This is a genomic window from Nonomuraea cavernae (genome assembly GCF_014646355.1).
Taxonomy (GTDB): domain Bacteria; phylum Actinomycetota; class Actinomycetes; order Streptosporangiales; family Streptosporangiaceae; genus Nonomuraea; species Nonomuraea cavernae.
Genome location: NZ_BMNH01000005.1, coordinates 231347 through 254006, shown reverse-complemented (window position 1 = coordinate 254006; position 22660 = coordinate 231347). Strand labels below are relative to the sequence as shown.

16 protein-coding genes and 1 pseudogene are annotated in these 22660 nt (G+C 71.6%); 7 read left to right on the top strand and 10 right to left on the bottom strand.

Features of this window, described 5'->3' with window-relative positions; genetic code table 11:
• Positions 1–36: 36 nt before the first annotated feature.
• Positions 37–2568, top strand: coding sequence for a penicillin acylase family protein (locus tag IEY82_RS12385; protein ID WP_189124206.1), 2532 nt, complete (start codon positions 37–39; stop codon positions 2566–2568).
• Between the two features lie 88 nt (positions 2569–2656).
• Here IEY82_RS12385 and IEY82_RS12380 read toward each other — a convergent pair whose 3' ends face one another.
• On the bottom strand, positions 2657–3061 hold the full coding sequence (locus tag IEY82_RS12380) for a hypothetical protein (RefSeq protein WP_225263026.1): 405 nt from the start codon (positions 3059–3061) through the stop codon (positions 2657–2659).
• Positions 3062–3168: 107 nt separating this feature from the next.
• Between IEY82_RS12380 and IEY82_RS39870 the strand changes: the two genes are divergently transcribed.
• Entirely contained in the window at positions 3169–4056 is an 888-nt protein-coding gene (locus IEY82_RS39870) for a hypothetical protein (protein WP_189124204.1), read from the top strand.
• A gap of 307 nt (positions 4057–4363) precedes the next feature.
• On the opposite strand, the gene IEY82_RS12370 is transcribed toward IEY82_RS39870, so the two are convergent.
• Both IEY82_RS12370 and mshB read right to left on the bottom strand, forming a co-directional pair.
• On the bottom strand, positions 4364–4768 hold the full coding sequence (locus IEY82_RS12370; RefSeq protein WP_189124203.1) for a DUF6113 family protein: 405 nt from the start codon (positions 4766–4768) through the stop codon (positions 4364–4366).
• An 11-nt stretch (positions 4769–4779) separates the two neighbouring features.
• Complete coding sequence (mshB, locus tag IEY82_RS12365) at positions 4780–5727, bottom strand: N-acetyl-1-D-myo-inositol-2-amino-2-deoxy-alpha-D-glucopyranoside deacetylase (RefSeq protein ID WP_189124202.1); 948 nt, start codon at positions 5725–5727, stop codon at positions 4780–4782.
• An 88-nt stretch (positions 5728–5815) separates the two neighbouring features.
• On the opposite strand from mshB, the gene IEY82_RS12360 reads away from it, so the two are divergent.
• Positions 5816–7879, top strand: a complete 2064-nt coding sequence (locus IEY82_RS12360) for a S9 family peptidase (protein WP_189124201.1) — start codon at positions 5816–5818, stop codon at positions 7877–7879.
• A gap of 129 nt (positions 7880–8008) precedes the next feature.
• Here the strand turns inward: IEY82_RS12360 and IEY82_RS12355 are convergent, their stop codons facing one another.
• The 3 genes from IEY82_RS12355 to IEY82_RS12345 are packed head-to-tail and all read right to left on the bottom strand — an operon-like array spanning position 8009 to position 12693.
• A complete protein-coding gene (locus IEY82_RS12355) occupies positions 8009–9778 on the bottom strand; it encodes an ABC transporter ATP-binding protein (RefSeq protein ID WP_189124200.1) in 1770 nt (589 codons plus the stop codon).
• Between the two features lie 2 nt (positions 9779–9780).
• A complete protein-coding gene (locus tag IEY82_RS12350) occupies positions 9781–11469 on the bottom strand; it encodes an ABC transporter ATP-binding protein (protein WP_189124199.1) in 1689 nt (562 codons plus the stop codon).
• A 51-nt stretch (positions 11470–11520) separates the two neighbouring features.
• The gene (locus tag IEY82_RS12345; protein ID WP_189124198.1) at positions 11521–12693 is read right to left on the bottom strand and encodes an MFS transporter; all 1173 of its coding nucleotides are present in this window, start codon (positions 12691–12693) and stop codon (positions 11521–11523) included.
• Between the two features lie 107 nt (positions 12694–12800).
• Between IEY82_RS12345 and IEY82_RS12340 the strand changes: the two genes are divergently transcribed.
• From IEY82_RS12340 to IEY82_RS12330, 3 genes are all read left to right on the top strand, one after another.
• Complete coding sequence (locus tag IEY82_RS12340) at positions 12801–13424, top strand: phosphotransferase (RefSeq protein ID WP_225263028.1); 624 nt, start codon at positions 12801–12803, stop codon at positions 13422–13424.
• Positions 13425–13508: 84 nt separating this feature from the next.
• Positions 13509–16238, top strand: coding sequence for a LuxR C-terminal-related transcriptional regulator (locus tag IEY82_RS12335; RefSeq protein WP_189124196.1), 2730 nt, complete (start codon positions 13509–13511; stop codon positions 16236–16238).
• A 253-nt stretch (positions 16239–16491) separates the two neighbouring features.
• Positions 16492–17331, top strand: a complete 840-nt coding sequence (locus tag IEY82_RS12330; protein WP_189124269.1) for an alpha/beta hydrolase family protein — start codon at positions 16492–16494, stop codon at positions 17329–17331.
• A gap of 55 nt (positions 17332–17386) precedes the next feature.
• Here the strand turns inward: IEY82_RS12330 and IEY82_RS12325 are convergent, their stop codons facing one another.
• From IEY82_RS12325 to IEY82_RS12315, 3 genes are read right to left on the bottom strand one after another with little or no spacing between them, the layout of a single operon-like run.
• Positions 17387–18127 (bottom strand): succinate dehydrogenase/fumarate reductase iron-sulfur subunit, encoded by a 741-nt coding sequence (locus IEY82_RS12325; protein ID WP_189124195.1) that lies wholly within the window; start codon positions 18125–18127, stop codon positions 17387–17389.
• Entirely contained in the window at positions 18124–20049 is a 1926-nt protein-coding gene (locus tag IEY82_RS12320) for a fumarate reductase/succinate dehydrogenase flavoprotein subunit (RefSeq protein ID WP_189124194.1), read from the bottom strand. Before IEY82_RS12320 ends, IEY82_RS12325 begins: the two co-directional genes overlap by 4 nt.
• Complete coding sequence (locus IEY82_RS12315) at positions 20046–20810, bottom strand: succinate dehydrogenase cytochrome b subunit (RefSeq protein ID WP_189124193.1); 765 nt, start codon at positions 20808–20810, stop codon at positions 20046–20048. Before IEY82_RS12315 ends, IEY82_RS12320 begins: the two co-directional genes overlap by 4 nt.
• A gap of 136 nt (positions 20811–20946) precedes the next feature.
• Between IEY82_RS12315 and IEY82_RS12310 the strand changes: the two genes are divergently transcribed.
• On the top strand, positions 20947–21876 hold the full coding sequence (locus IEY82_RS12310) for a LysR family transcriptional regulator (RefSeq protein ID WP_189124192.1): 930 nt from the start codon (positions 20947–20949) through the stop codon (positions 21874–21876).
• Here IEY82_RS12310 and IEY82_RS39080 read toward each other — a convergent pair.
• Positions 21863–22660: pseudogene (locus IEY82_RS39080) on the bottom strand (RNA-guided endonuclease InsQ/TnpB family protein); the annotation flags it as partial. The gene IEY82_RS12310 and the pseudogene IEY82_RS39080 overlap by 14 nt on opposite strands.

Sequence of the window (22660 nt, the reverse complement as noted above, 5' to 3'; positions counted from 1 at the left end):
GACTTAGGGTGCATCGCGGGGAGTTTGGAGGTTTTGGTGAGGTTGAGGCCCTATGCCTGGCTGCCGTGGCCGTTGCGCTGGTTGGCACGGGTGTTGACCATCTTCCTCGCACTCGCCGTGGTGCTGGCGGGGGTGCTCGTGTACACCGTACGGCAGTCGTTCCCCCAGGTGGAGGGGACGCTTCGGCTGTCGGGGTTAAGCGGGAATGTAGAGATTTATCGCGATAAATCAGGTATCCCGCACATCTACGCGGACTCCTCCGAGGACCTGTTCATGGCGCAGGGCTTCGCGCACGCGCAGGACCGGTTCTGGGAGATGGACTTCCGTCGGCACACGACCGCCGGCCGGCTGTCGGAGCTGTTCGGCGCGGCCACCGTCGAGACCGACAAGGCGATCAGGACCATGGGCTGGCGCCAGGTGGCCGAACGCGAGCTGCCCGAGCTGAGCGCGCGCACCCGGCGCTACCTCGACTCCTACTCCAAGGGCGTGAACGCCTGGCTCCAGGCGAACCCGAACGCCTCCGACCGCAGCCTCGAATACTCCGTGCTCAAGGTGCAGAACGGCGGCTACACCCCCGAGCCGTGGACCGCGGTCGACTCGATCGCCTGGCTCAAGGCCATGGCCTGGGACCTGCGTTCCAACCTGGAGGACGAGATCGACCGCGCGCTCGCCCTCACCAAGCTCCCCCGGGAACGGGTCGAGCAGCTCTACCCCGGCTACCCGTTCGACGAGCACGAGCCGATCGTCACCCAGGGGGCGATCGTCGAGGAGCGCTTCGACCAGCAGGCCAAGCCGCGGCAGGAGGAGCCGGCGACCGACGCGCGGGGCGCGGCGGCGCTGGCCCAGGCCAGGAAGACGCTCGACGCCCTGCCCGCAACGATGGGCGGCCCCGACCACGAGGGCATCGGCTCCAACTCGTGGGTGGTCTCCGGCCGCCACACGGCCAGCGGCAAGCCGCTGCTCGCCAACGACCCCCACCTGTCGGCCCAGCTCCCGTCGGTCTGGTACCAGGCGGGGCTGCACTGCAGGGAGATCACGGAGCAGTGCGGCTTCGACGTCACCGGATTCACCTTCGCCGGCCTGCCCGGCGTCGTCATCGGGCACACCGACAAGATCGCCTGGGGCTTCACCAACCTGGCGCCCGACGTGGCCGACCTGTTCATGGAGCAGGTCACCGGCGACACGTACCTGTACAAGGGCGAGCAGGTCAAGCTGGAGACCAGGCGTGAGGAGATCAAGGTGGCGGGTGGCGCCACCGTCACGATCGACGTCAGAAGCACCCGGCACGGGCCGCTGATCAACGAGGTGATGGACGACGTCAAGCCGGGCGACGGGGCCAACGCGGTGGCCCTGCAGTGGACCGCGCTGATGCCCGGCCGGACCGCCGACGCGATCTTCGCGCTGAACGAGGCCGCCGACTGGCACGAGTTCAGGGCCGCGGCGGCGCTGTTCGACGTGCCCGCCCAGAACCTCGTCTACGCCGACACCGAGGGCGGCATCGGCTACCAGGCGCCCGGCTGGATCCCGGTGCGCGAGAAGGGTGACGGCACCTGGCCGGTGCCCGGCTGGACCGGCGAGTACGACTGGAAGACCGCGCCGATCCCCTACGACCAGCTCCCCTCGGTCGAGAACCCCGCCGAGGGCTACATCGTCACCGCCAACAACGCGGTCATCGACCCTCGCCGCTACCAGCCGCTGCTGACCAAGGACTGGTCCTACGGCTACCGCTCGCAGCGCATCACCGACCGGCTCAAGCAGGAGATCGACAAGGGCCAGGTCGACGCGGCGACCATGTCCAGGATCCAGCAGGACAGCAACAACGGCCTGGCCACGACGCTGGTCCCCGCGCTCATGGAGGTGGAGCTGGCCGGCCCGAGCGCGCGGGCCAGGGGGCTGCTGAAGGGCTGGGACGGCTCGCAGGGCCTCGACTCGGCCCCCGCCGCCTACTTCAACGCGGTCTGGCGACACCTGCTCAAGCTGACCTTCGACGACGACCTGCCGGAAGCCGCCCGGCCGAGCGGCGGCGACCGCTGGTACGAGGTGGTCAGACGGCTGCTCGCCGCCCCCGACGACCTGTTCTGGGACGACACCACGACCGAGCAGGTCACCGAGACCCGCGACGACATCCTCCGCCAGGCGCTGGCCGACGCCTACCAGGAGGTGTCCGGGCTGCTCGGCGACGACGTCGGCTCCTGGCGCTGGGGCGACCTGCACCAGCTGTCGCTGACCCATGGCTCGCTCGGCACGTCGGGCATCGGGCCGATCGAGGCCCTGTTCAACCGGGGCCCGCTGCCGGTGCCCGGCAACAAGGACGCGGTCAACGCGACCGGCTGGAACGTGCAGAAGGGCTACGCCGTCACCGCCGTGCCGTCGATGCGGATGGTCGTCGACCTGGGCGACCTGGACAAGTCACGCTGGATCAACCTGACCGGCGCGTCCGGCCACGCCTTCCACGACAACTACTGGGACCAGGCGACGCTCTGGGCCGAGGGCGGGCTGCTGCCGATGTACTCGCGGAAGGAGTCGGTGCGCGAGGCGGCGGTGCACACGCTGCGGCTCACACCCTGACTCAATCGCTCTGATTCACCCACACTGACGCACTCGAACCGGACTCACTCACACTGACTCATCCGCACTGGACTCATCCGCACAGGACTCACCCGCCTTGCCGCTCTCCCGCGCGCCGTCGCCACCACAGGGCCGCGCGCGGGTAGCCGCCGTCGTCGAGGCCGGCCAGCCGCTCGAACACGTTGTACGACGCCTGGTGGCCGCAGAGCAGCACCGAGAACAGCATGGACAGCAGATAGAGCGGGAGCATGGGCAGGCCCACGCACCACGCCCACTGGGTGGCGTGCCTGCTCTCGTGCAGGATGAGCCGGTCGTCGAGCGAGTCTCGCCTGGTCAGCACGACGTTGCCCACGGTGAACGCCCCCGCGATGGGGAAGCGGTAGCGGTAGCCGAAGGCGAGCACGAGCCCGTCGGGACCGGGCTGCCGGGTGGCGCCGCCGATGACGGAGATCAGCAAACCTAGCGGGGTGGCCAGATTCAAATAGTTCACCACCCGGCGGAACCTGTGTCGCCTGTTCATGCGTCTCATCTCAGTCTTGACCAATCTTGACAACCCGGAATAATGATCGACGTCCTGAAATCTCCCTAAAGAGCAGGATCATGAGATTTTCCACTCTGGGCGCGCTGGTCGGCGCCATGGCTCTGGCCGGCGCCGGCGGAATCGCGATCACTCAAACCTCGGCAAGCGACCCCCTGGGGTCATCCGAGGCCCCGCTCCGCGTCGTGATCGCGTCGTCGACGCCCACCCCCAAGATCGGTAAGTACACCGCCACGACCAAGGTCGTCAAGAAAAAAGGCACCTCCTACCTGGACGTGGCCGTCAAGTACGACGGCGCCGCCAGGTTCACGATCCGCCAGCGCGTCTGCAAGGGCAAGTCCTGCCGTACGACCGCCGCCGAACTCCCCGTGACCACGGGCGCGGGCAAGGCCAGCAAGAAGCTCGGCAAGGGCGCGTACAAGCTGAGAGGCAAGCCGAAGGTCAAGGTCAAGGTACTGCCCTGGCCGACCCGCACGGTGACGGCCACGCCGACGGCCACGGTCACGGAGACCGCGCCGGCCGAGACGGTCACGGCGACCGTGACGGAGACGGCGACGCAGGAGGTCACGACCACGGTCACCCAGACGGTCACGGCGCCTCCGGTGACGGTTACGGCGACGGTCACCCAGACCTGCCGGCCGGAGATCCCGGTGATCCCGCCCTCGGAGACGCCCACGGTTCCCCCGTCGCTCCCGACCACCCCGGAACCGACTCCATCACTCCCGATCACCCCCGAACCGACTCCATCGCTGCCGACGGTGCCGGAACCGACCCCGACGCCCTCCCTCACGATCACCGAGGAACCGACCGGAGTCCCGACGGACACGCCGCCCCCGGTGGACCCGATCCCGATCTGCCCCACGGCCACCGACGCGCCTACGGACACACCAACGGACGAGCCGACCGACGCGCCGACGGAGCCCCCACTCCCGGAACCCCCGGCCCAGTAGAACCCCTGACCGCCGGGCCCGCACACATCCCGCGGGACCCGGCCAGGCGGTCCCCACCCCGGCAGGCACCCCGTAGGACCCCGGCCAAGCGCATCCCGTGAGCCCGGCTCACCCGGGTCCCGGCCAGGCAGGCGTCATCTGGGCCCCGGTCAGGCGTGCACCACGGCCGGGGCCCAGGGGGCGCACGTCACGGCGGCAAGCCGGGGAACCGGAGGAGCGTGCCCCTGGACGGGGGTCGGCCACGAGCGGCGGGTGGGTCTTGCCGTGCTTCGCCGTAATAAAGGGGCGGATAAAAATGGTCGACAAGTCAGGGGTGGCCGCGGAGGAGCCAGGAGCCGGGTGGGGAGGTGGAAGGGGACAGGAAGAAGGCCGCCACCAACGCCAACATCCCCCCATATAGGTAGCTATATCCGGCAGCGCCCCCCGCGATGACCAGATCCCCCTGCGACAACTGCAGCGAGAACGGCATCGACACCAGCAGCCACCCGGCCGCCGTCACCGCCGCCCCCATCCGGGCGCGCATCAGCCTGCCCGCCCCCACGCAGACACCGAAGAGCCCCACCACCCACGCGACCGCCGCGGCAGGGAAGGGCCCCAGATTCCACGCGTCCTGCGTGAACCCGCCCACGACCCCCATGACGAGCCCAAGCACGAACAGCATGCCGTAGGCCGCCCCGCCCAGCGCCGACTCGGCCTGGCTGCGTTGCTCCATGCCGACCGAGGTTAGTGGATGCCGGCGAACAGATCGTTCTCGCGGTGGCCCGGCTCGCCAAGCCCGCCCGCCTCGACCGGCAGCCCGGGCACGTCGGGGCCGGCTGTTCCCTCGGCCAGGATGAAGTGCTCCACGCCGACCGCCAGCTGACCGATGCCGTTGGACAGCGCGAACCACGGGTCGCGCACGCTGATCTGCGTGGCGTGGGCGCGCATCGCGTCGAGCTTGCGGCCCACCCACGGCCGCGCGTCGATCTCGGTGGTGATCACCTCGTCGGGACTGCCGAACGGCGCCTTGTCGACGTCCTCGGCGACGAACGACACGTCGGTGGCCGCGCGCAGCGCGTCGGCCGAGCGCCGCATGACCGAGACGGCCATGGCCGTGTGGTAGACCTTCGCGATGCGCCACGGCTCGCCCTCGCCGAACTCCGGGTCGGCCGCGAGCTCGACGGCGCGCAGGGAGACACGGTGCGCCTGGATGTGGTCGGGATGGCCGTAGAAGCCGTTGGCGTCGTAGGTGACGAGGACCTGCGGCCGCACCTCGCGGATGACCTTGACCAGCTCGCCCGCGGCCTCGTCGAGGTCGGCCTGCCAGAACGCCTCGGGCCGCTCGTTGGAGGCGAGGCCCATCATGCCCGAGTCGCGCCAGCGCCCCGCGCCGCCGAGGAAACGGTGGTCCTCGACGCCGAGTGCCCGGCACGCGCCGGCGAGCTCGCCGGCCCGGTAGGGGCCGAGCACGTCGTCGCGGTCGGCGGCCAGATGGGCGAGGTCGGCCGGGATGATCTCGCCCTCCTCACCGAGCGTGCAGGTCACCAGCGTGACGTGGGCGCCCTCGGCGGCGTAGCGGGCCATGGTCGCGCCGGTGCCGATCGACTCGTCGTCGGGATGGGCGTGCACGAGCAGCAGCCGCCGATCACGCCCGTGGACTCGCTCGCCGGCCGGCGCCTCGCTCTCCGTCATGCGTCAGAGCCTAACCAACCCCTGCTGCTGGCAGAATCCGTCATCCGTCCGAGCCTGACCAACCCCTTCTGCTGGCAGGATTGGCACCATGAGTGAGAGCTTCCCGCGACTTTCGGCCAGGACCCGCCGGTTCACCCTCGGGGTGCCCAGGGGCTTCACCATCTCCCCCGACGGCGCCCGGGTCGTGTTCCTGCGCACCAGGTCCGGCACCGACCCCGTGACCTGCCTGTGGGAGCTCGACACCGAGACGCACATCGAGCGACTGGTCGTCGACCCGCGCACGCTCGACGCCGACGACGACCTGCCGCCCGAGGAGCGGGCCAGGCGCGAGCGCAGCCGCGAGCAGGCGGGCGGAGTGGTCGCCTACACGACCGACACCGCGGTCACCACGGCCGTCTTCGCCCTGTCGGGCGGCCTCTACGTCACCGACCTGCCGAGCGGAGGGACGCGGCGGCTCGACATCCCCGGCTCGGCCATCGACCCGCGCGTCTCCCCTGACGGCCGCCTGGTCGCCTATGTCACCGGCGGCGCCCTGCGCGTCCAGGACCTGGCCTCCGGCGACGACCGGGCGCTGGCCACGCCCGAGTCGCCGACGGTCACCTACGGCCTGGCCGAGTTCGTCGCCGCCGAGGAGATGAACCGGATGCGCGGCCACTGGTGGTCTCCGTCGAGCGACGCGCTCCTGGTCGAGCGGGCCGACGAGGCGCCGGTGCGCAGCTGGTACATCGCCGACCCGGCCAATCCCGACCGCCCGGCGGTGACCCAGCGCTACCCGGCCGCCGGCACGCCCAACGCCGTCACCGAGCTGTTCGTGCTGGGCCTCGACGGGTCGCGCGTGGCGGTGCCGTACGACGACGAGTACCTTACGACAGCCGCCTGGGATTCCCACGCGCTGTCGATCGTGACGATGCCACGCGACCAGAAGGCACTGCGGCTGTTCGCGGTCGACCCGGCCACCGGCCGCTCCACGCTGGTCCGCGAGGACACCGACCCGGCCTGGGTCGACATCTTCACCGGTGTGCCCGCCCACCTCGACGACGGGTCGCTGGTCTGGGTGGCCCAGGCCGACGGCGGCAACCGGCTGTTCGTCGGCGACCGCGCGGTCACCCCGCCGACGCTGCAGGTGCGCGCGGTGCTCGACGTCGACCACGACAGCGTGCTGTTCACCGCCAGCGGCGACCCCACCGAGATCCAGCTGTGGACCTGGGACGGCCACTCGCTGCTGCCGGTCTCGACCCGTTCCGGCGTGTTCTCCGGCCGGATGGCGAGCGGCGTCGGTGTGCTCAGCGAGCAGACGCTCGACGCCGAGGGCGTCTCCACCACGGTCGTGCGCCGCGACGGCGTGGCGATCCCGATCCCGTCCGTGGCCGAGCGTCCCGGTCTCGACCTGCGGGTCTCGCTCGGCCGTTCCGGCCGTCGCGAGCTGGCCACCGCCGTGGTGCTGCCCTCCTGGCACGAGCAGGGCTCGCGCAGGCTGCCGGTCCTCATGGACCCGTACGGCGGGCCGCACGCGCAGCGGGTGCTCAACCGGCGCGGCGGCTACCTGGAGAGCCAGTGGTTCGCCGAGCAGGGCTTCGCCGTCATCGTGGCCGACGGGCGGGGCACTCCCGGCCGGGGCCCGGGGTTCGAGCGTGCGGTGCTGGGCGACCTGGCGACTCCGGCGCTGGAGGACCAGGTCGACGCCCTGCAGGGCGTGGCCGAGCAGTATCCCGACGATCTCGACCTGACGAGGGTGGCCATCCGCGGCTGGTCGTTCGGCGGCTTCCTGGCGGCGCTGGCGGTGCTGCGCCGGCCCGACGTGTTCCACGCCGCGGTGGCCGGGGCCCCGGTGACCGACTGGCGGTTGTACGACACCTGCTACACCGAGCGCTATCTGGGCCACCCGGACGAGCAGCCCGAGGTCTACGACAACTCCTCGCTTTTCGGGGACGCCGCCAAGCTGGACCGCCCCCTGCTGCTCATCCACGGCCTGGCCGACGACAACGTGGTGGCCGCCCACACGCTCCGCCTGTCGTCCGCGCTCCTCGCGGCCGGCCGCCAGCACCACGTCCTCCCGCTGTCGGGTGTCACGCACATGACGCCGCAGGAGGTCGTGGCGGAGAACCTGCTGCTGCTCCAGGTCGACTTCCTGAAGAAGTCGCTGGGCGAGTGACGTCCCGCTGACCTGTCGCCTCGGTCCAGGGCGTCACGCGAGCAACGTGATGCCCTGGACCGGCCGAGCAACGTGACCGCCGGACCGGCCGAGCAACGTGACCGCCCTGGACCGGCCGGGCGAGCGGCGTCAGCGCACCGGTTCGTGCGGGGGGCGGGTGGGCGCGCCGTGCCAGCTGCTCCACAGCGCCGCGTACGAGCCGCCCGCCGCCACCAGCTCGTCGTGTGACCCGAGCTCGCTGATCCGGCCGTCCTCCACCACCGCGACCCGGTCGGCGTCGTGGGCCGTGTAGAGGCGGTGCGCGATGGCGATGACCGTCCGCCCCTCCAGCACCGCGGCCAGCGACCGCTCCAGGTGCCGGGCGACGCGCGGGTCGATCAGCGAGGTCGCCTCGTCCAGCACCAGCGTGTGCGGGTCGGCCAGCACCAGACGGGCCAGTGCCAGCTGCTGGGCCTGGGCGGGCGAGACGGCCAGGCCGCCCGAGCCGACGACCGTGTCGAGGCCGTCGGGCAGGCCGAGCACCCAGTCGAGCGAGTCGACCGCGTCGAGCGCCGCGCGGACCGCCGTGTCGTCGGCCCCCGGCCGGGCGATCAGCAGGTTGTCGCGGAGCGTGCCCTTGAACACGTGGTGCTCCTGGGTGACCAGCGCGACGTGGCCGCGCAGCTCGTCGAGCGGCAGGTCGACGAGGGGCACCCCGCCGACCGACACGGCGCCGGTGCGGGGGCCGTGGATGCCGGCCAACAGCCTGCCGAGGGTCGACTTGCCCGCGCCCGAGGGGCCGACCATGGCCAGCCGTTCGCCCGGCCTGACGGTCAGGGAGACACCGTGGAGCACGTCGCGGCCCTCGCGGTAGGCGTAGCGGACATCGTCGGCCTCCATCAGCTCGCCGGTGGGGCGGGTGGCGGAGGGCGCCCGGTCGTCGGGCACGTTGGCCACGCCGAGCAGCCGCGCCAGGGCCGCGCCGCCGACCTGCAGCTCGTCGATCCACATGAGGAACCGGTCGAGCGGGTCGATCAGCTGCTGAGCGTAGAGGGTGGCCGCGGTGACCTGGGCCAGCGACACCCAGCCGTTGGTGTAGAAGAGCCCGCCGACGAACAGCGTGGCGCAGACCGGGAGGACGTAGCCCAGCTCCACGGCGGGAAACCAGATCGTGCGCAGACGCAGGGTGTAGCGCTCGGCGCCGAACGACCCGCGGATGTCGTCGTCGGTGCGCTGCTCGCGCCGCCGGTGCAGGCCGAGCGCCTCGATCGCCCGCGCGCCGTCGACGGTCTCGGCCAGCCCCTCGGTCATGTCGGCGTAGGCCGCGTTCTCGCGCAGGTAGCCGTCGCGGGCCCGGTTGAGGTACCACCGCGTCGCGCACCACAGGATGGGGCCCGCGATCAGCATCGGCAGCATGAGCAACGGACTGACCAGCACGATCGCCCCGATGGTGATCGCGAAGGTGACCACCGCGATCAGTGTCTCGGGCACGGCGTGGCGAACGGTCCTGGACAGCGAGTCGACGTCGCGCGTCGTCCTGGTGATCAGGTCGCCCGCCCCGGCCCGCTCGACCGTCGACAGCGGCAGGCCGAGCACCCGGTCGACGAACTCCTCGCGCAGCTCGGCGAGGACCTTCTCACCGAGCCGGGCCGAGGCCAGCACCGCGTAGCGGATGAGAACGCTCTGCAGCAGCAGGAACCCGCCGATGCCGAGGACCACGAGGCCGACGCTCACCTCGCCGCCGTCGCGTACGGTCTGCACCAGCGCGCCGAGCTGCCAGGGCACGGCCAGCCCGGCGACCGCCGCGAGCCCGTGCAGGACCAGGGCGACGGTGAGCTGACGCGGATATCTCAGCGTCAGCCGCCTGGCGTAGGCGCGCACCTGTCTCTCGTCGGCGACGGGCAGGATCTCGCGGGCCATCGTCAGTCCTCCCCTCTGGTCACGGTCGCGGCGTATCTCGGTGAGGAGACCAGCAGGTCGCGGTGCGCGCCCTCGGCGACCATCCTGCCGTCCTCGACGTAGATCACATGGTCGGTGCGATCGAGCACCAGCGGGCTGGTCGTGCAGATCAGCGTGGTCCGGCCGGCGCGGGCCTTGGCCAGCCGGTCGGCGATGCGCGCCTCGCTGTGGGCGTCGACCGCGCTGGTCGGCTCGACCAGGACGAGCACCTCGGGGTCGAAGAGCAGCGCCCTGGCCAGCCGGAGCCGCTGCTGCTGACCACCGGAGAACTCCCGCCCGGCCTCGGCCACCTCGGCGTCGAGCCCTTCGGGCAGGGCTTCGACGATGTCCTCGGCGCACGCCGTGTGCAGCGCCTGCCGTACCTGCTCGTCGGAGGCGCCGCCACGGACGTCGAGCTCGTCGCGGAGCCTGCCCGTGAACAGCCGGGCGCCGTTGTCGGCGACCAGGATGCGCGAGCGGATCTCGGCGATCGGCAGCGTCGCGAGGTCGGCCTCGCCGAAGGTGACGTCGCCGTCGGCGTAGCGGCCCAGCCGGTCGGCGATCGTGATCGCCTCCTCGGGCGTGGCGGCCGCGACGGCGGTCAGCACGCCCGGCCGCACGGTCACGCCGCTGTAGGAGTCGCGGAGCACGCCGCCCTTGCTGGCGCCGGTGCCGCCCGACACCTCGGGCTCGATGGACAGGATCCGCACCACCCGGCGGGCGGCCACGTGGCCCTTGGTCAGCTTGTCGGCGGCTTCGGTGAGGGTGCGCATCGGGCCGATCAGGAAGACGGCGTAGCCGTAGAAGGCGACCAGCTGGCCGACCGTGATCTCACCGCCGACCGCGAACGACGCGCCGACGCCGGTGACGGTGGCGATGAGGATGCCGGGGAGCAGGATCTGCGCGCCCTCCAGCAGCGAATCGACCCTGGCGACGCCGACTCCCGCGTGACGGACCCGCTGCGACTCCTCGCGGTAGCGCTCGGCGAACACCTGCTCGCCGCCGATGCCGCGCAGCACCCGCAGCCCGGCCACGATGTCGGCCGAGCGGGTGGACAGGTCGCCGGTCAGGTCGCGCTGGAGGTTCTGGCGCCGGTGCAGCGGCTTGAGCAGCGGCCCGACGGCGACGGCCATGACGGGCACGCCGATGAGCACCATGAGGCCCAGGGGCAGCGAGGTGGAGAGCAGGATCACGGTGACCGTGACGATCGCCACGACCGCGCCGGTGCCGCGCAGCAGGATGTCCATCGCGGTGCCGATGTGGGCGATGTCGGAGTTGCCGACGCTGACCACCTCTCCGGTCGACAGCCGCTTGGGCAGCGTGGCCCCGAGGCGGGCGGCCTGCCTGGCGGTCACCTGGACGGTGCGGTAGGCGGCGGCCAGCCAGTTGTAGACGGCCATCCGGTGCCGCATGATGCCGGAGCCCGCCTGCACCAGGCCGAGCCCGAGCATGATCGCCGACCAGGTCAGCAGCGCCCCGGTGTCCTTGGCCGTGACGGCGTCGATGCCCTTGCCCAGCACGGCGGGCACCAGCGCCTGCACCAGCCACCAGACGATCGCGAACGCGATGCCGGCCAGGAGGGAGGGCAACTGGGAGCGTGCGTTCCACCACAGGTAGCGCAGTGGACCGCGGATGTCGGGCACGCCGGGATCGGCTTGAGGAAGGGAGCGCATAGCCTGTCAAGATTGGCAAGGCGCGGGTTGACCAGGCAAACGGTTTTCGCGTCAGGAGGGCAGCGCCCTGAACGCCCTGAACGTGTAGACGAGCGCCACCAGCGCGGTCAGGGCCAGCAGCAGATAACCCAGCGTGTACGCCGCCGTGGCACTGTAGACGACGCCCATGACCAGGGGCGGGAAGTAGCCGCCGAGCCCTCCGGCCGCCCCCACCAGACCGGTGACGGTGCCCACCCGTGACGCCTCGACCACCTTGGCGACCAGCGCGAACACGCCTCCGGTGCCGAGACCGAGCAGGAGCGCCATCAACACGAAAGTGACCCCGGCGGGTAGCTCCGGCGGCGGCCGGAAGCACAGCACGACCGCCATGACCACGACCCCGGCGAACGAGATGAGCAGCACCCGGACCGGCCCGATCCGGTCGGAGAGGATGCCGCCCAACGGCCTGGCGAGCACGGCCGCGATGGAGAATCCGGCGGTGCGCAGCCCGGCGTCGGTCTGGACGTACGCGTACACGTTCTCCAGCAGCGTGGGCAGGTAGGTGGAGAAGGCGACGAACCCCCCGAACGTCACCGCGTACAGGAACGAGCACTGCCAGGTCGCCTTGACCTTCAGCGCCTCGCGGATCCGGGGCAGCGCCGGCTGGGTCGCGGGCCGCCACGCGGGCGAGTCGCGGCTGAACGCCAGCATGATCAGGCCCATCGCCGCCAGCGCCACCGCCATCAGCACGTGCGTGGCCCCGCGCCCGAGCGCCTCGACCAGCCGGGGCGTGCAGAACGCCGACAGGGCCGTGCCCCCCATCCCGGCCCCGAACACCCCGGTGGCGAAGCCGCGCCGCGGAGCTTCGTACCAGGCGTTCACGAAGGGGATGCCGACCGCGAAGGAGGTGCCGGGAATCCCCAGCAGGAACCCCCAGAACAGCAGCCATCCGTACGAGTCGGACCAGCCGACGAGCAGGACGGGCACGATCGACAGGAAGCAGATGACCGCGAACATCCGCCGCCCGCCGAACCGGTCGGCCAGCACGCCGACGGGGATCCGTCCCAGCGAGCCGACCAGCACCGGGATCGCGACCAGCAGCGAGGTCTGCGTCGGCGCCAGGTGCAGGCTCTTGGTGTAGCTGCTGCTCAGCGGCCCGATCAGGTTCCACGCCCAGAACGTGAGGGCGAACGCCGAGGTCGCGAGGACCAGGTTGTGCGTCTGACCGCTGCGCAGTTCTGCCATACACCATCTGTAACATGTCGTCACATACGGTAGTGATGCGGGGTATGCCAAATGCGCCTGGCGCGCCGGGTGATGTCCGGGCCGCCGGTAGGCCAGAATCGTTGCCTGTGAGGCACGGCTACACCAACAGCACGGTCGGCGACGGCGCCCTGGTGGTCAAGTGCTACCAGGGGCCGGGCGCGGCCACGCGGCTGCGCACCGAGAGCAGGTTCCTGCGCAGACTGAAGGGGCGGCTGCCGGTGCCCGCCGTCCACCAGATCACCGCGACGAGCCTGACCATCCGGTTCGTCGACGGCGTCCACGGCGAGGACCTGCTGGACGACGGCCGGGCGGCCGAGGTGCTGGCCGGCTGCGGGCGCACGCTCACCCGCATCCACCGACTGGGGATCGTCCACGGCGACTTCGGCCCGCAGAACCTGCTGTTCGACCCCGAGACGTTCGAGACGGCCGCGATCCTCGACTGGGAGTGGGCGCACCAGGGCGTGCCGCTCGAGGACCTCGCCTGGTGCGAATGGATCGTCCGCACCCACCATCCCGCGCACGTGCCGTCTCTGGCCTCCTTCTTCGACGCCTACGACGGCCCGGTGCCGCCGTGGGAGCGGCGGCACGCGGCCATGCTCGCCCGCTGCCGCGACCTGCTCGACTTCGCGGCGCGCCGGGAGCCGGGCGGCGAGGGCGAGAAGCTGTGGCGCCACCACCTGGAGACCACCGCCGCCTGGACCGCCCGCTGACCGCGCATCGGCGATTTCGCCGGTCCCGGATGTCTTTACACCGCCCCCCTTTATCGGTTGACACCCGCGAGTAACACTCTGGTCATGTCGTCAGCCGCTGTCACGCGCCAGAGCGTCCTGCACGGACGCGCCGCCGAGGAGGCCGCCGTCCGGCTGCTGCTCGACCGGGCACGTCAGGGAGCCGGCGGCGCGCTGGCCCTGCTGGGTTCGCCGGGCATCGGCAAAACCGCCGTGCTCGACCTCGCCGGCACCCTGGCGGGCGATTTCGCCGTGCTGCGCGTCCGGGGGATCCGCCAGGAGACGCACCTGCCGCTGTCCGGCCTGCACGCGCTGCTGCACCCGGTGGCGGGCCTGATCCGGTCACACGTGCTGACCTGGGCGCTCCGGCTGGGCCGCAGCGACGGCGGGGTCGCGCTGCCCGCCGCGCTGCTGGAGTTCCTGCGCGAGCTGGCCGGCCCGGAACCGGTGCTGGTCTGCGTCGACGACCTGCACCTGCTCGACGCGGCCAGCCGGGAGGCGCTGACGTTCGCGGCCAGGAGGGTGGCCGGGGAGCGGATCGCGCTGCTGTTCACGGCGTGGGACGCGGCCGGGCCGCCGGGCGAGCTGCCGGGCGACGTCCCGGTGCGGACGCTGGAGCCGCTGGACCAGGCCGCGACGCGCGCCCTGGCGGCGGAGCTGCTGCCGGGCAACCTCTCCGACGACCTGCGCGGCAGCCTGGAGCGGCTCTCTCGGGGCAACCCGCTCGCCCTGCGCGAGCTGGTGGAGTCGCTCAGCGCCGAGCAGCTGGCCGGGCTCGCGCCGGCGCCCGACAGCCTGCCCGTCCATGGGCGGCTGCACCGCGCGCACGCCGACCGGCTGGCGGGCCTGCCCGAGGACACCCGGTTCCTGCTGCTGCTCCTCGCGGCCGATCCGGGTCTCGACACGGCGACGTTGATCCTGGCCGCCGAACCGGCCGACCCGCTGTCCCTGCTGGCACCCGCCGAGAACGCCGGGGTGATCCGCGCCGAGGGCGAGCGGTACGTCTACACCGACGAGACGGTCCGCGCCGTCGCCTACGCCGAGGCCCCGCTCGCCCGGCGGCGGGCCGCGCACCGGCTGCTCGGCGACCTCCTCGACGGGCAGAGCCGTCGGCTGGCCCGGGCCTGGCACCGAGCGGTCGCGCTGGACGGCCCGCCCGAACGGCTCGCCGCCGAGTTGGCCGCCGCCGCCTCGACCGCCACGCGTCACGGCCATCCCGGCCCCTCCCTGGCCTACGAACGCGCCGCCCGGCTGACCGGCCACGACGCCAGCAGGGCCGAATGGCTGGCCGCGGCCGCCCGCCACGCGTGGGTGTCCGGCGACTTCCCGCGCGCCAGGTCGCTGCTGTCCTGGCTGCGCCGCCCCGTGGCGTCCGACTCCTCGCGCGGTCAGGCCGAGCTGATGTACGGCCGGCTGGAGCTGCTGAGCGGCAACGCCGACAGTGCCCGCGACAAGCTGCTGGCCGCGGCCGGCTGGCTGGTCGAACACGACCGGCTGGTCGGGGTGAAGGCGCTGCTGCAGGCGGCCGAGGCCAGCTATCTGGCCGGCGACATCCGCGCCCTGCACGCCATCGCCGGGCAGGCCGCGGTGCTGCGCCGCGGCGACGACTGCGTGACCGCGCAGCTCATGTTCGAGTACCTGGAGGGGATAGCGGCCACGTTCAGCGGCCGGCACCGGGCCGCCGCCGGGCCGCTGCGCCGGGTCGTGGAGCTGGCCTCGGCGGTGAGCAGCCCGGTGACGCTGGTCTGGGCGTGCGTGGCGAGCCTGCTGCTCGGCGAGGACGCCACGGCGATCGAGCTGTCGGCCCGGGCCGTCGACACGGCGAGGCGGCGCGGCGCGGTCAGCGTCGTGCCGCAGCTGCTGGAGTCGATGATCCAGGCGCAGTTCTGGCTGGGCCGCTACTCCTCCGTCGCGGCCCACGCCACCGAGGGGCTGCGGCTGGCCCAGGAGTCGGGCCAGCTCAACGCCGCGGCCCAGCACCTGGCCTGGCTGGCGCACGCCGCCGCCGTCCAGGGCGACGCGGAGAGCTGCCGCGACCGGGCCCACGCCGCGATCGAGCTGGCCGAGTCCCATGGCCTGGGCATCGCCACCACGCTCGGCAACTGGGCGCTGGCCCATCTCGACCTGTCCATCGGGCGTCCGGCGGAGGCGGCCGCCCGGCTGCGCGGCCGGCACGGCAACGACCACGTCGTCATCCGGGTCATGGCCAGCCCGCACTTCATCGAGGCGGCGACCCGTACCGGTGACAGGAGGCGGGCCGCGGCGGCCCTGCGGGTGCTGGAGCGCTGGGCGGCCAGCACCGGCAGCCCGGACCGGCTCGCGCTCGTGGCGCGCTGCCGGGCGCTGCTCGCCGCGCCGGGCGAGGCGGGCGAGCTGTTCTGCGAGGCTCTGGAGCTGCACCGCCAGGGCGCCTGCCGGTTCGAGACCGCCCGCACCCAACTGCTGTACGGCGGAGCCCTGCGCAGGGAGCGGCGGCCCGGCGCCGCGCGGGAGCACCTGCACGGCGCGCTGGAGACGTTCGAGCGGCTGGGCGCGGTGCTGTGGAGCGAGCGGGCCCGGGCGGAGCTGCGTGCCTCCGGCGAGGCCGTCGTCCACGTCTCACCCGCCGGAGACCCGGAGCGGCTGCTCACCGCGCAGCAACTGCGGATCGCCCGGCTGGTCGCGGAGGGCGCGACCAACAGGGAGGTCGCCGAGCGGCTCTTCCTGAGCCCGCGCACGATCGACCACCACCTCAGGAACGTCTTCGTCAGACTGGGCGTGCGCTCGCGGGTGGAACTGGCGCGGCTGCTCTCCTGAGACCGGCGACGCACGTCCTCCGAAACCGGCGTGCCACGTCTCCTGAGGCCGGCGACGCAAGTCCCGCGAAACCGGCGTGCCGCCTCTCCTGAGACCGGCGATTCACGCGATGCGGGTGCTGACAGGCGGGCTCAACAATGTCGGCGGACACCGGTTCCCGGATTCCCCCCACCAGGTTCCCCAGCGAACCCCCAGCGAACATGGAGTTCCCGACGTGTCTCTCCCCACCGCGCGAACCCTCACGAAGCTCGCCATGGCCGTGACCCTGGCGTGCGGCACCCTCGCCCTCACCCCCGCCGCCCACGCCGCCGGCCCGTACGAGCGCGGTCCCGACCCCACCGACTCCGTCCTGGAGGCGAGCCGCGGCCCGTTCGCCACCTCCCAGCAGTCCGTCTCCTCGCTCAGCGTGAGCGGGTTCGGCGGCGGCCAGATCTACTACCCGAACGACACCAGTCAGGGCACGTTCGGGGCGATCGCCATCTCCCCCGGCTACACCGCCTCGTGGTCGAGCATCTCCTGGCTCGGCCCCCGCATCGCCTCGCACGGCTTCGTGGTGATCGGCATCGAGACCAACACCCGCTACGACCAGCCCGCCAGCCGCGGCCGCCAGCTCCTGGCCGCCCTGGACTACCTGGTCGAGGACAGCCCGACGGCGGTCCGCAGCCGCATCGACGCCTCCCGGCTCGCCGTGGCGGGCCACTCCATGGGCGGCGGCGGCTCCCTGGAGGCCGCCAACGATCGGCCCAGCCTGCAGGCCGCGGTCCCGCTGGCCCCGTGGAACCTGACCAAGAGCTGGTCAGGTGTACGGGTCCCGACCATGATCATCGGTGGCGAGAACGACTCGGTCGCCTCCGTGACCACCCACTCCCAGCCGTTCTACGAGAGCATCCCCGCCTCGTCGGAGAAGGCGTACATGGAGCTCAACGGCGCCAGCCACTTCTTCCCGCAGACGACCAACACCCCGACCGGCAAGTACATGGTCGCCTGGCTGAAGAGGTTCGTGGACGACGACACCCGCTACGAGCGGTTCCTCTGCCCGGCGCCCCGGCGCAGCGACATCGAGGAGTACCGCGACACCTGCCCGCACTCCTGACCCGTTGACCCCGGCCTCCCGTCCCCTGGGCGGGAGGCCGGACCCGTTTCGCGCGCTACTTGGCGTTGGCCTTGAGGTAGTCGCTGTTCATCTGGGCGATCGTGTCCAGCGGGATGCCCTTGGGGCAGACCGCGGTGCACTCGCCGGTGTTGGTGCAGCCGCCGAAGCCCTCGGCGTCCATCTGGTCCACCATCGCCTTGGCGCGTGAGAGCCGCTCCGGCTGCCCCTGGGGCAGCAGGCTCAGGTGGGTGATCTTGGCGGCGGTGAAGAGGGAGGCCGAGCCGTTGGGGCAGGCCGCCACGCAGGCGCCGCAGCCGATGCAGGTGGCGGCGTCGAAGGCGTCGTCGGCGTCCTCCTTGCGCACCGGGATGCTGTGCGCGTCGGGAGCGGAGCCGGCCGGCACCGAGACGAAGCCGCCCGCCTGGATGACGCGGTCGAACGCCGAGCGGTCGACGACCAGGTCCTTCACCACCGGGAACGGCGCGGCCCGCCAGGGCTCGATGGTGATGGTGGCGCCGTCCTCGAAGTGGCGCATGTGCAGCTGGCAGGTGGTGGTGGCGCGCTGCTCGCCGTGCGCGACACCGTTGATGACCATGCCGCACATGCCGCAGATGCCTTCGCGGCAGTCGTGGTCGAAGGCCACCGGGTCGTCGCCTTCGAGGATGAGCCGCTCGTTGAGCACGTCCAGCATCTCCAGGAAGGACATGTCCGGCGAGACGTCCTCGACCCGGTAGGTCACCATCCGTCCGGCGTCGGAGGGGCCGCTCTGCCGCCAGACCTTCAGGGTCAGGTTCACTTGTAGCTCCGCTGGGTCATCTTGACGTACTCGTACTCGAGCGGTTCCTTGTGCAGCACCGGCTCGCCCTCGGGCGAGTACTCCCAGGCCGAGACGTGAGCGAAGGTCTCGTCGTCGCGCAGCGCCTCACCGTCGGCGTCCTGCGACTCGGCCCGGAAGTGGCCGCCGCACGACTCGGTGCGGACGAGGGCGTCCAGGCACATGAGCTCGGCCAGGTCGAAGAAGTCGGCGACACGGCCGGCCTTCTCCAGCACCTGGTTCAGCTCCTCGGCGGTGCCGGAGACCTTGACGTCGCGCCAGAACTCCTCGCGCAGCTCGGGGATGCGCTCCAGGGCCTTGCGCAACGACTGCTCGGTACGCTCCATGCCGCAGTATTCCCACATGAGCTTGCCCAGCTCGCGGTGGAAGGAGTCGGGCGTGCGCGTGCCGTTGACCGCGAGCAGCCGGTCGATCCTGGAGCGCACCTTGATCTCGGCGGCCGCCACGGCCTCCTCGTCGACCTCGCCGAACGGCCCGGCCGCCAGGTAGTCGCCGATGGTGGTCGGCAGCACGAAGTAGCCGTCGGCCAGGCCCTGCATCAGGGCCGACGCGCCGAGGCGGTTGGCCCCGTGGTCGGAGAAGTTGGCCTCGCCGATCACGAACAGCCCGGGGATCGTGGACTGCAGGTCGTAGTCGACCCACAGGCCGCCCATCGTGTAGTGGACCGCCGGGTAGATGCGCATCGGCACGTCGTAGGGGTTCTCGCCGGTGATGCGCTCGTACATCTCGAAGAGGTTGCCGTACTTCTTCTCCACGGCGTCCCGGCCGAGCCGGCCGATCGCGTCGCGGAAGTCGAGGTAGACGCCGAGACCGCCGGGACCGACGCCGCGGCCCTCGTCGCAGACGTTCTTCGCCGCGCGCGAGGCGATGTCGCGGGGGACGAGGTTGCCGAACGCCGGGTAGATGCGCTCCAGGTAGTAGTCGCGCTCGTCCTCGGGAATGTCCCCGGGCGCGCGGCCGTCGCCCTTGCGCAGCGGCACCCACACGCGGCCGTCGTTGCGCAGCGACTCCGACATCAGCGTCAGCTTCGACTGGTACTCGCCCGACACCGGGATGCAGGTCGGGTGGATCTGCGTGTAGCAGGGGTTGGCGAAGTACGCGCCCCGCTCGTGCGCCCGCCAGATGGCCGTGGTGTTGCAGCCCTTGGCGTTCGTGGACAGGAAGAACACGTTGCCGTAGCCACCGGTGGCCAGCACGACCGCGTCGGCCACGTGCCGCTCGATCTCACCGGTCACCATGTCGCGGACGATGACGCCCCTGGCCCGGCCGTCGGCGACGATCAGGTCGAGCATCTCGTGCCGGGTGAACATCTCCACGGTCCCGGCCGCGATCTGCCGCTCCAGCGCCTGGTAGGCGCCGAGCAGCAGCTGCTGTCCCGTCTGGCCGCGGGCGTAGAAGGTGCGCGACACCTGCGCGCCGCCGAACGAGCGCGTGTCGAGCAGGCCGCCGTACTCGCGGGCGAACGGCACGCCCTGGGCCACGGCCTGGTCGATGATGTTCACCGAGACCTGCGCCAGCCGGTAGACGTTAGACTCGCGGGCGCGGAAGTCGCCGCCCTTCACGGTGTCGTAGAACAGCCGGTAGATGGAGTCGCCGTCGCCGCGGTAGTTCTTCGCGGCGTTGATCCCGCCCTGCGCGGCGATGGAGTGCGCGCGCCGCGGCGTGTCCTGGTAGCAGAACGACTTGACGCGGTAGCCCAGCTCGCCCAGGGTGGCGGCGGCCGACCCGCCCGCCAGACCGGTGCCGACCACGATGACGTTGAGCTTGCGCTTGTTGGCCGGGTTGACGAGCTTCGCGCCGAACTTCCGCTTCTCCCACCGCTCCTCGATGGGCCCGGCGGGAGCCTTCGTGTCGCGGATCGGCGCCCCTTCGACGTAGTTCACTTGATCACTCCGAACGTGATGGCGAGCGGCGGGGCGAGGAACCCGATGACCAGGGCGGCCGAGACCAGCGCGGCGACCGCCTTCAGCGCCCGGTAGCGGGCGCGGTTGGCCAGGCCGAGTGTCTGGAAGGCGCTCCAGATGCCGTGCCGCAGGTGCAGCCCGATCATGACGACGGCCACCACGTAGAGCAGCGTCACCCACCAGCGCGACGCGTCGAACCCGGCGATCATGCGGTCGGCGGGCGTGGAGTCGAAGCCCTTGGGGTTGACCACGCCGAAGGTCAGGTCGAGCAGGTGCCAGACGACGAACAGCACGATCGTGACGCCACCGAACCGCATGATGTGCGTGGTGTAGCCCCCGGCCTGCGACTTCTTCGCCACGTACTTCACCGGCCGGGCCTTGCGGGCGCGCCGCGCCAGCGAGATCGCGGCCCACATGTGCGCCACCACCGAGACGACGAGCACGATCTCCAGGACCGTCAGCAGCAGCCGGTACGGCGCCATGGGCTCCAGCAGCGTGCGCAGCCCGTGCGCGTACGCGTTGAACGACTCCCTGCCGAAGAAGATCTTGACATTGCCCAGCATGTGAGCGAGGAGGAAGATCACCATCACGGCGCCCGTGACGGCCATGACGGCTTTCTTGCCGTTCGAGGAGCCCAGGAACCCTCCGGGCCTGCGAGCCGTTGGTCTCTTCGCGGGCCGGCCGGACTTGGGGGAGGACACAGGCGCGGTGGCGGCGCCGCGCTCTATCGTGGCAGTCACGTCTTCTGACGCTAGGTATCCCGCGATGGCCCGTCCAAGTCATCACGGGCCTCGTTTTCATAGCCTTCGGCTATGATGTCTGGTTTGTACGGCGATTGCGGTCGCGAATCCGCACCCCCGGTGCGAGGAATATCACATGCAGTTGCAGCAGCTCGCCTACTTCGTGGCCGTGACGGAGACCAGGCACTTCACCCAGGCGGCCGAGCGGATGCGGGTCGCCCAGCCGTCGCTCAGCAAGCAGATCAAGGCCCTTGAGGCCGAGCTCGGCGCGCCGCTGTTCTCCCGGGCGCGCGGCAACGTCACGCTGACCCCGGCCGGCGAGGCGCTGCTCCCCCTCGCCCGCCGGATGCTGGCCGACGCCGACACCGCCCGGCAGGAGGTGGCCGAGCTGGCCGGGCTGCGCCGGGGCCGGGTGCGGCTGGGCGCGACGCCGTCGCTGTGCGCCGGGCTGCTGGCCGACGCGCTGGCCCGCTTCCACCGCGACTATCCCGGCATCGAGCTGCTGGTCGAGGAGAGCGGCTCGCGCGACCTCGTCAGGGCGCTGGCCCGTGGCCAGCTCGACCTGTCACTGATCATCATGCCGCTGCAGAGCGACGACCCCTCTCTGGTGACCGAGGACGTCCTGCGGGAGAATCTCGTCGTGGCCATGCCCTCGCACGAGCCCACCCGCAGGCCGTATCAGCGCATCGCCGACCTGCGGGGCAAGCCGATGGTGATGTTCAGGCGCGGCTACGACCTACGTGAGGCGACACTGGCCGCGTGCCGCCAGGCCGGGTTCGAGCCGAGGCTGGCCGTGGAGGGCGGTGAGATGGACGCGGTGCTCAGGTTCGTCGAGGCCGGGCTGGGCGTGGCCGTGGTGCCGTCGATGGTGCTCGACGGGCGGCCGGGGCTGAGGGGCGTCCCGCTGGCGCCTCCCGGGCTCACCCGGACGATCGCGCTGGCCCATCGCCGCGACGTGGAGCCCACCAGAGCCGCTCAGGCGTTCCGGGCGACACTTCTGGCCTTCGTCATCGAGGCGGGTCAGGAAGGCACGCTTCCACAAGGAGTCGAACTCATAACACATTGACCTCGTCCCCCTCGTGAACGAGGGGGATTCCCACGGTCGCCCGTGAGGGTTCCTGTTTCACCGCCGGTCGCCCGCCAGGAAGGAGGACTTCCCTTGAGGTCTTACGCCGGCTCCGCAGGCGTTTCGGCTCTCCGCCGGCCCGGCGGCGAGGATGTTTCTGGCCGCGTTGATGTCGCGGTCGTGGTGTGCGCCGCAGGCGCACACCCAGGTCCGGACGTTCAGCGGCATGGACGGCTGGAGAGTCCCGCACACAGAGCACAGCCTGGAAGACGGGAACCAGCGATCCACCACGACAAGCCGCCGCCCGTACCAGCGGCTCTTGTACTCCAGCATGCCGCGCAACTCCCGCCAGGACGCATCCGAGATGGCGCGCGCCAGCCGGTGATTCTTGACCATGTTGCGGACGGTCAGGTCTTCCACGGCGATCACTTGAGTTTCGCGAACAAGCCGTGTCGTGACCTTGTGCAGGAAGTCGCGTCTGCGGTCGGCGATCCGCGCGTGCACGCGGGCCACCTGCAGCCGGGCCTTGGCCCGGTTGGCCGAGCCCTTCTCCTTTCGGGCCAGCGCTCGCTGAGCGCGAGCCAGCCTGCGACGGTCGGCCCGTTCATGGCGGGGGTTGACGATCTTCTCCCCGGTCGACAACGTGACCAGAGCGGTGATCCCCGCATCCACTCCCACCACCTGTGCGACCGGGGGCAGCGGGGAGATCATCTCCTCCACCAGGATGGACACGAACCAGCGTCCGGCCGCGTCCTTCGACACGGTAACCGTGGACGGCTCCGCA

Bases quoted from the DNA above. Each gene is read 5' to 3' on its own strand.
- IEY82_RS12330 (WP_189124269.1), top strand. From the start codon at position 16,492: ATGGCCGTGACCCTGGCGTGCGGCACCCTCGCCCTCACCCCCGCCGCC.
- IEY82_RS12370 (WP_189124203.1), bottom strand. From the start codon at position 4,768: ATGGAGCAACGCAGCCAGGCCGAGTCGGCGCTGGGCGGGGCGGCCTAC.
- mshB (WP_189124202.1), bottom strand. From the start codon at position 5,727: ATGACGGAGAGCGAGGCGCCGGCCGGCGAGCGAGTCCACGGGCGTGAT.
- IEY82_RS12355 (WP_189124200.1), bottom strand. From the start codon at position 9,778: ATGGCCCGCGAGATCCTGCCCGTCGCCGACGAGAGACAGGTGCGCGCC.
- IEY82_RS39870 (WP_189124204.1), top strand. From the start codon at position 3,169: ATGAGATTTTCCACTCTGGGCGCGCTGGTCGGCGCCATGGCTCTGGCC.
- IEY82_RS12360 (WP_189124201.1), top strand. From the start codon at position 5,816: ATGAGTGAGAGCTTCCCGCGACTTTCGGCCAGGACCCGCCGGTTCACC.
- IEY82_RS12335 (WP_189124196.1), top strand. From the start codon at position 13,509: ATGTCGTCAGCCGCTGTCACGCGCCAGAGCGTCCTGCACGGACGCGCC.
- IEY82_RS12310 (WP_189124192.1), top strand. From the start codon at position 20,947: ATGCAGTTGCAGCAGCTCGCCTACTTCGTGGCCGTGACGGAGACCAGG.
- IEY82_RS12345 (WP_189124198.1), bottom strand. From the start codon at position 12,693: ATGGCAGAACTGCGCAGCGGTCAGACGCACAACCTGGTCCTCGCGACC.
- IEY82_RS12350 (WP_189124199.1), bottom strand. From the start codon at position 11,469: ATGCGCTCCCTTCCTCAAGCCGATCCCGGCGTGCCCGACATCCGCGGT.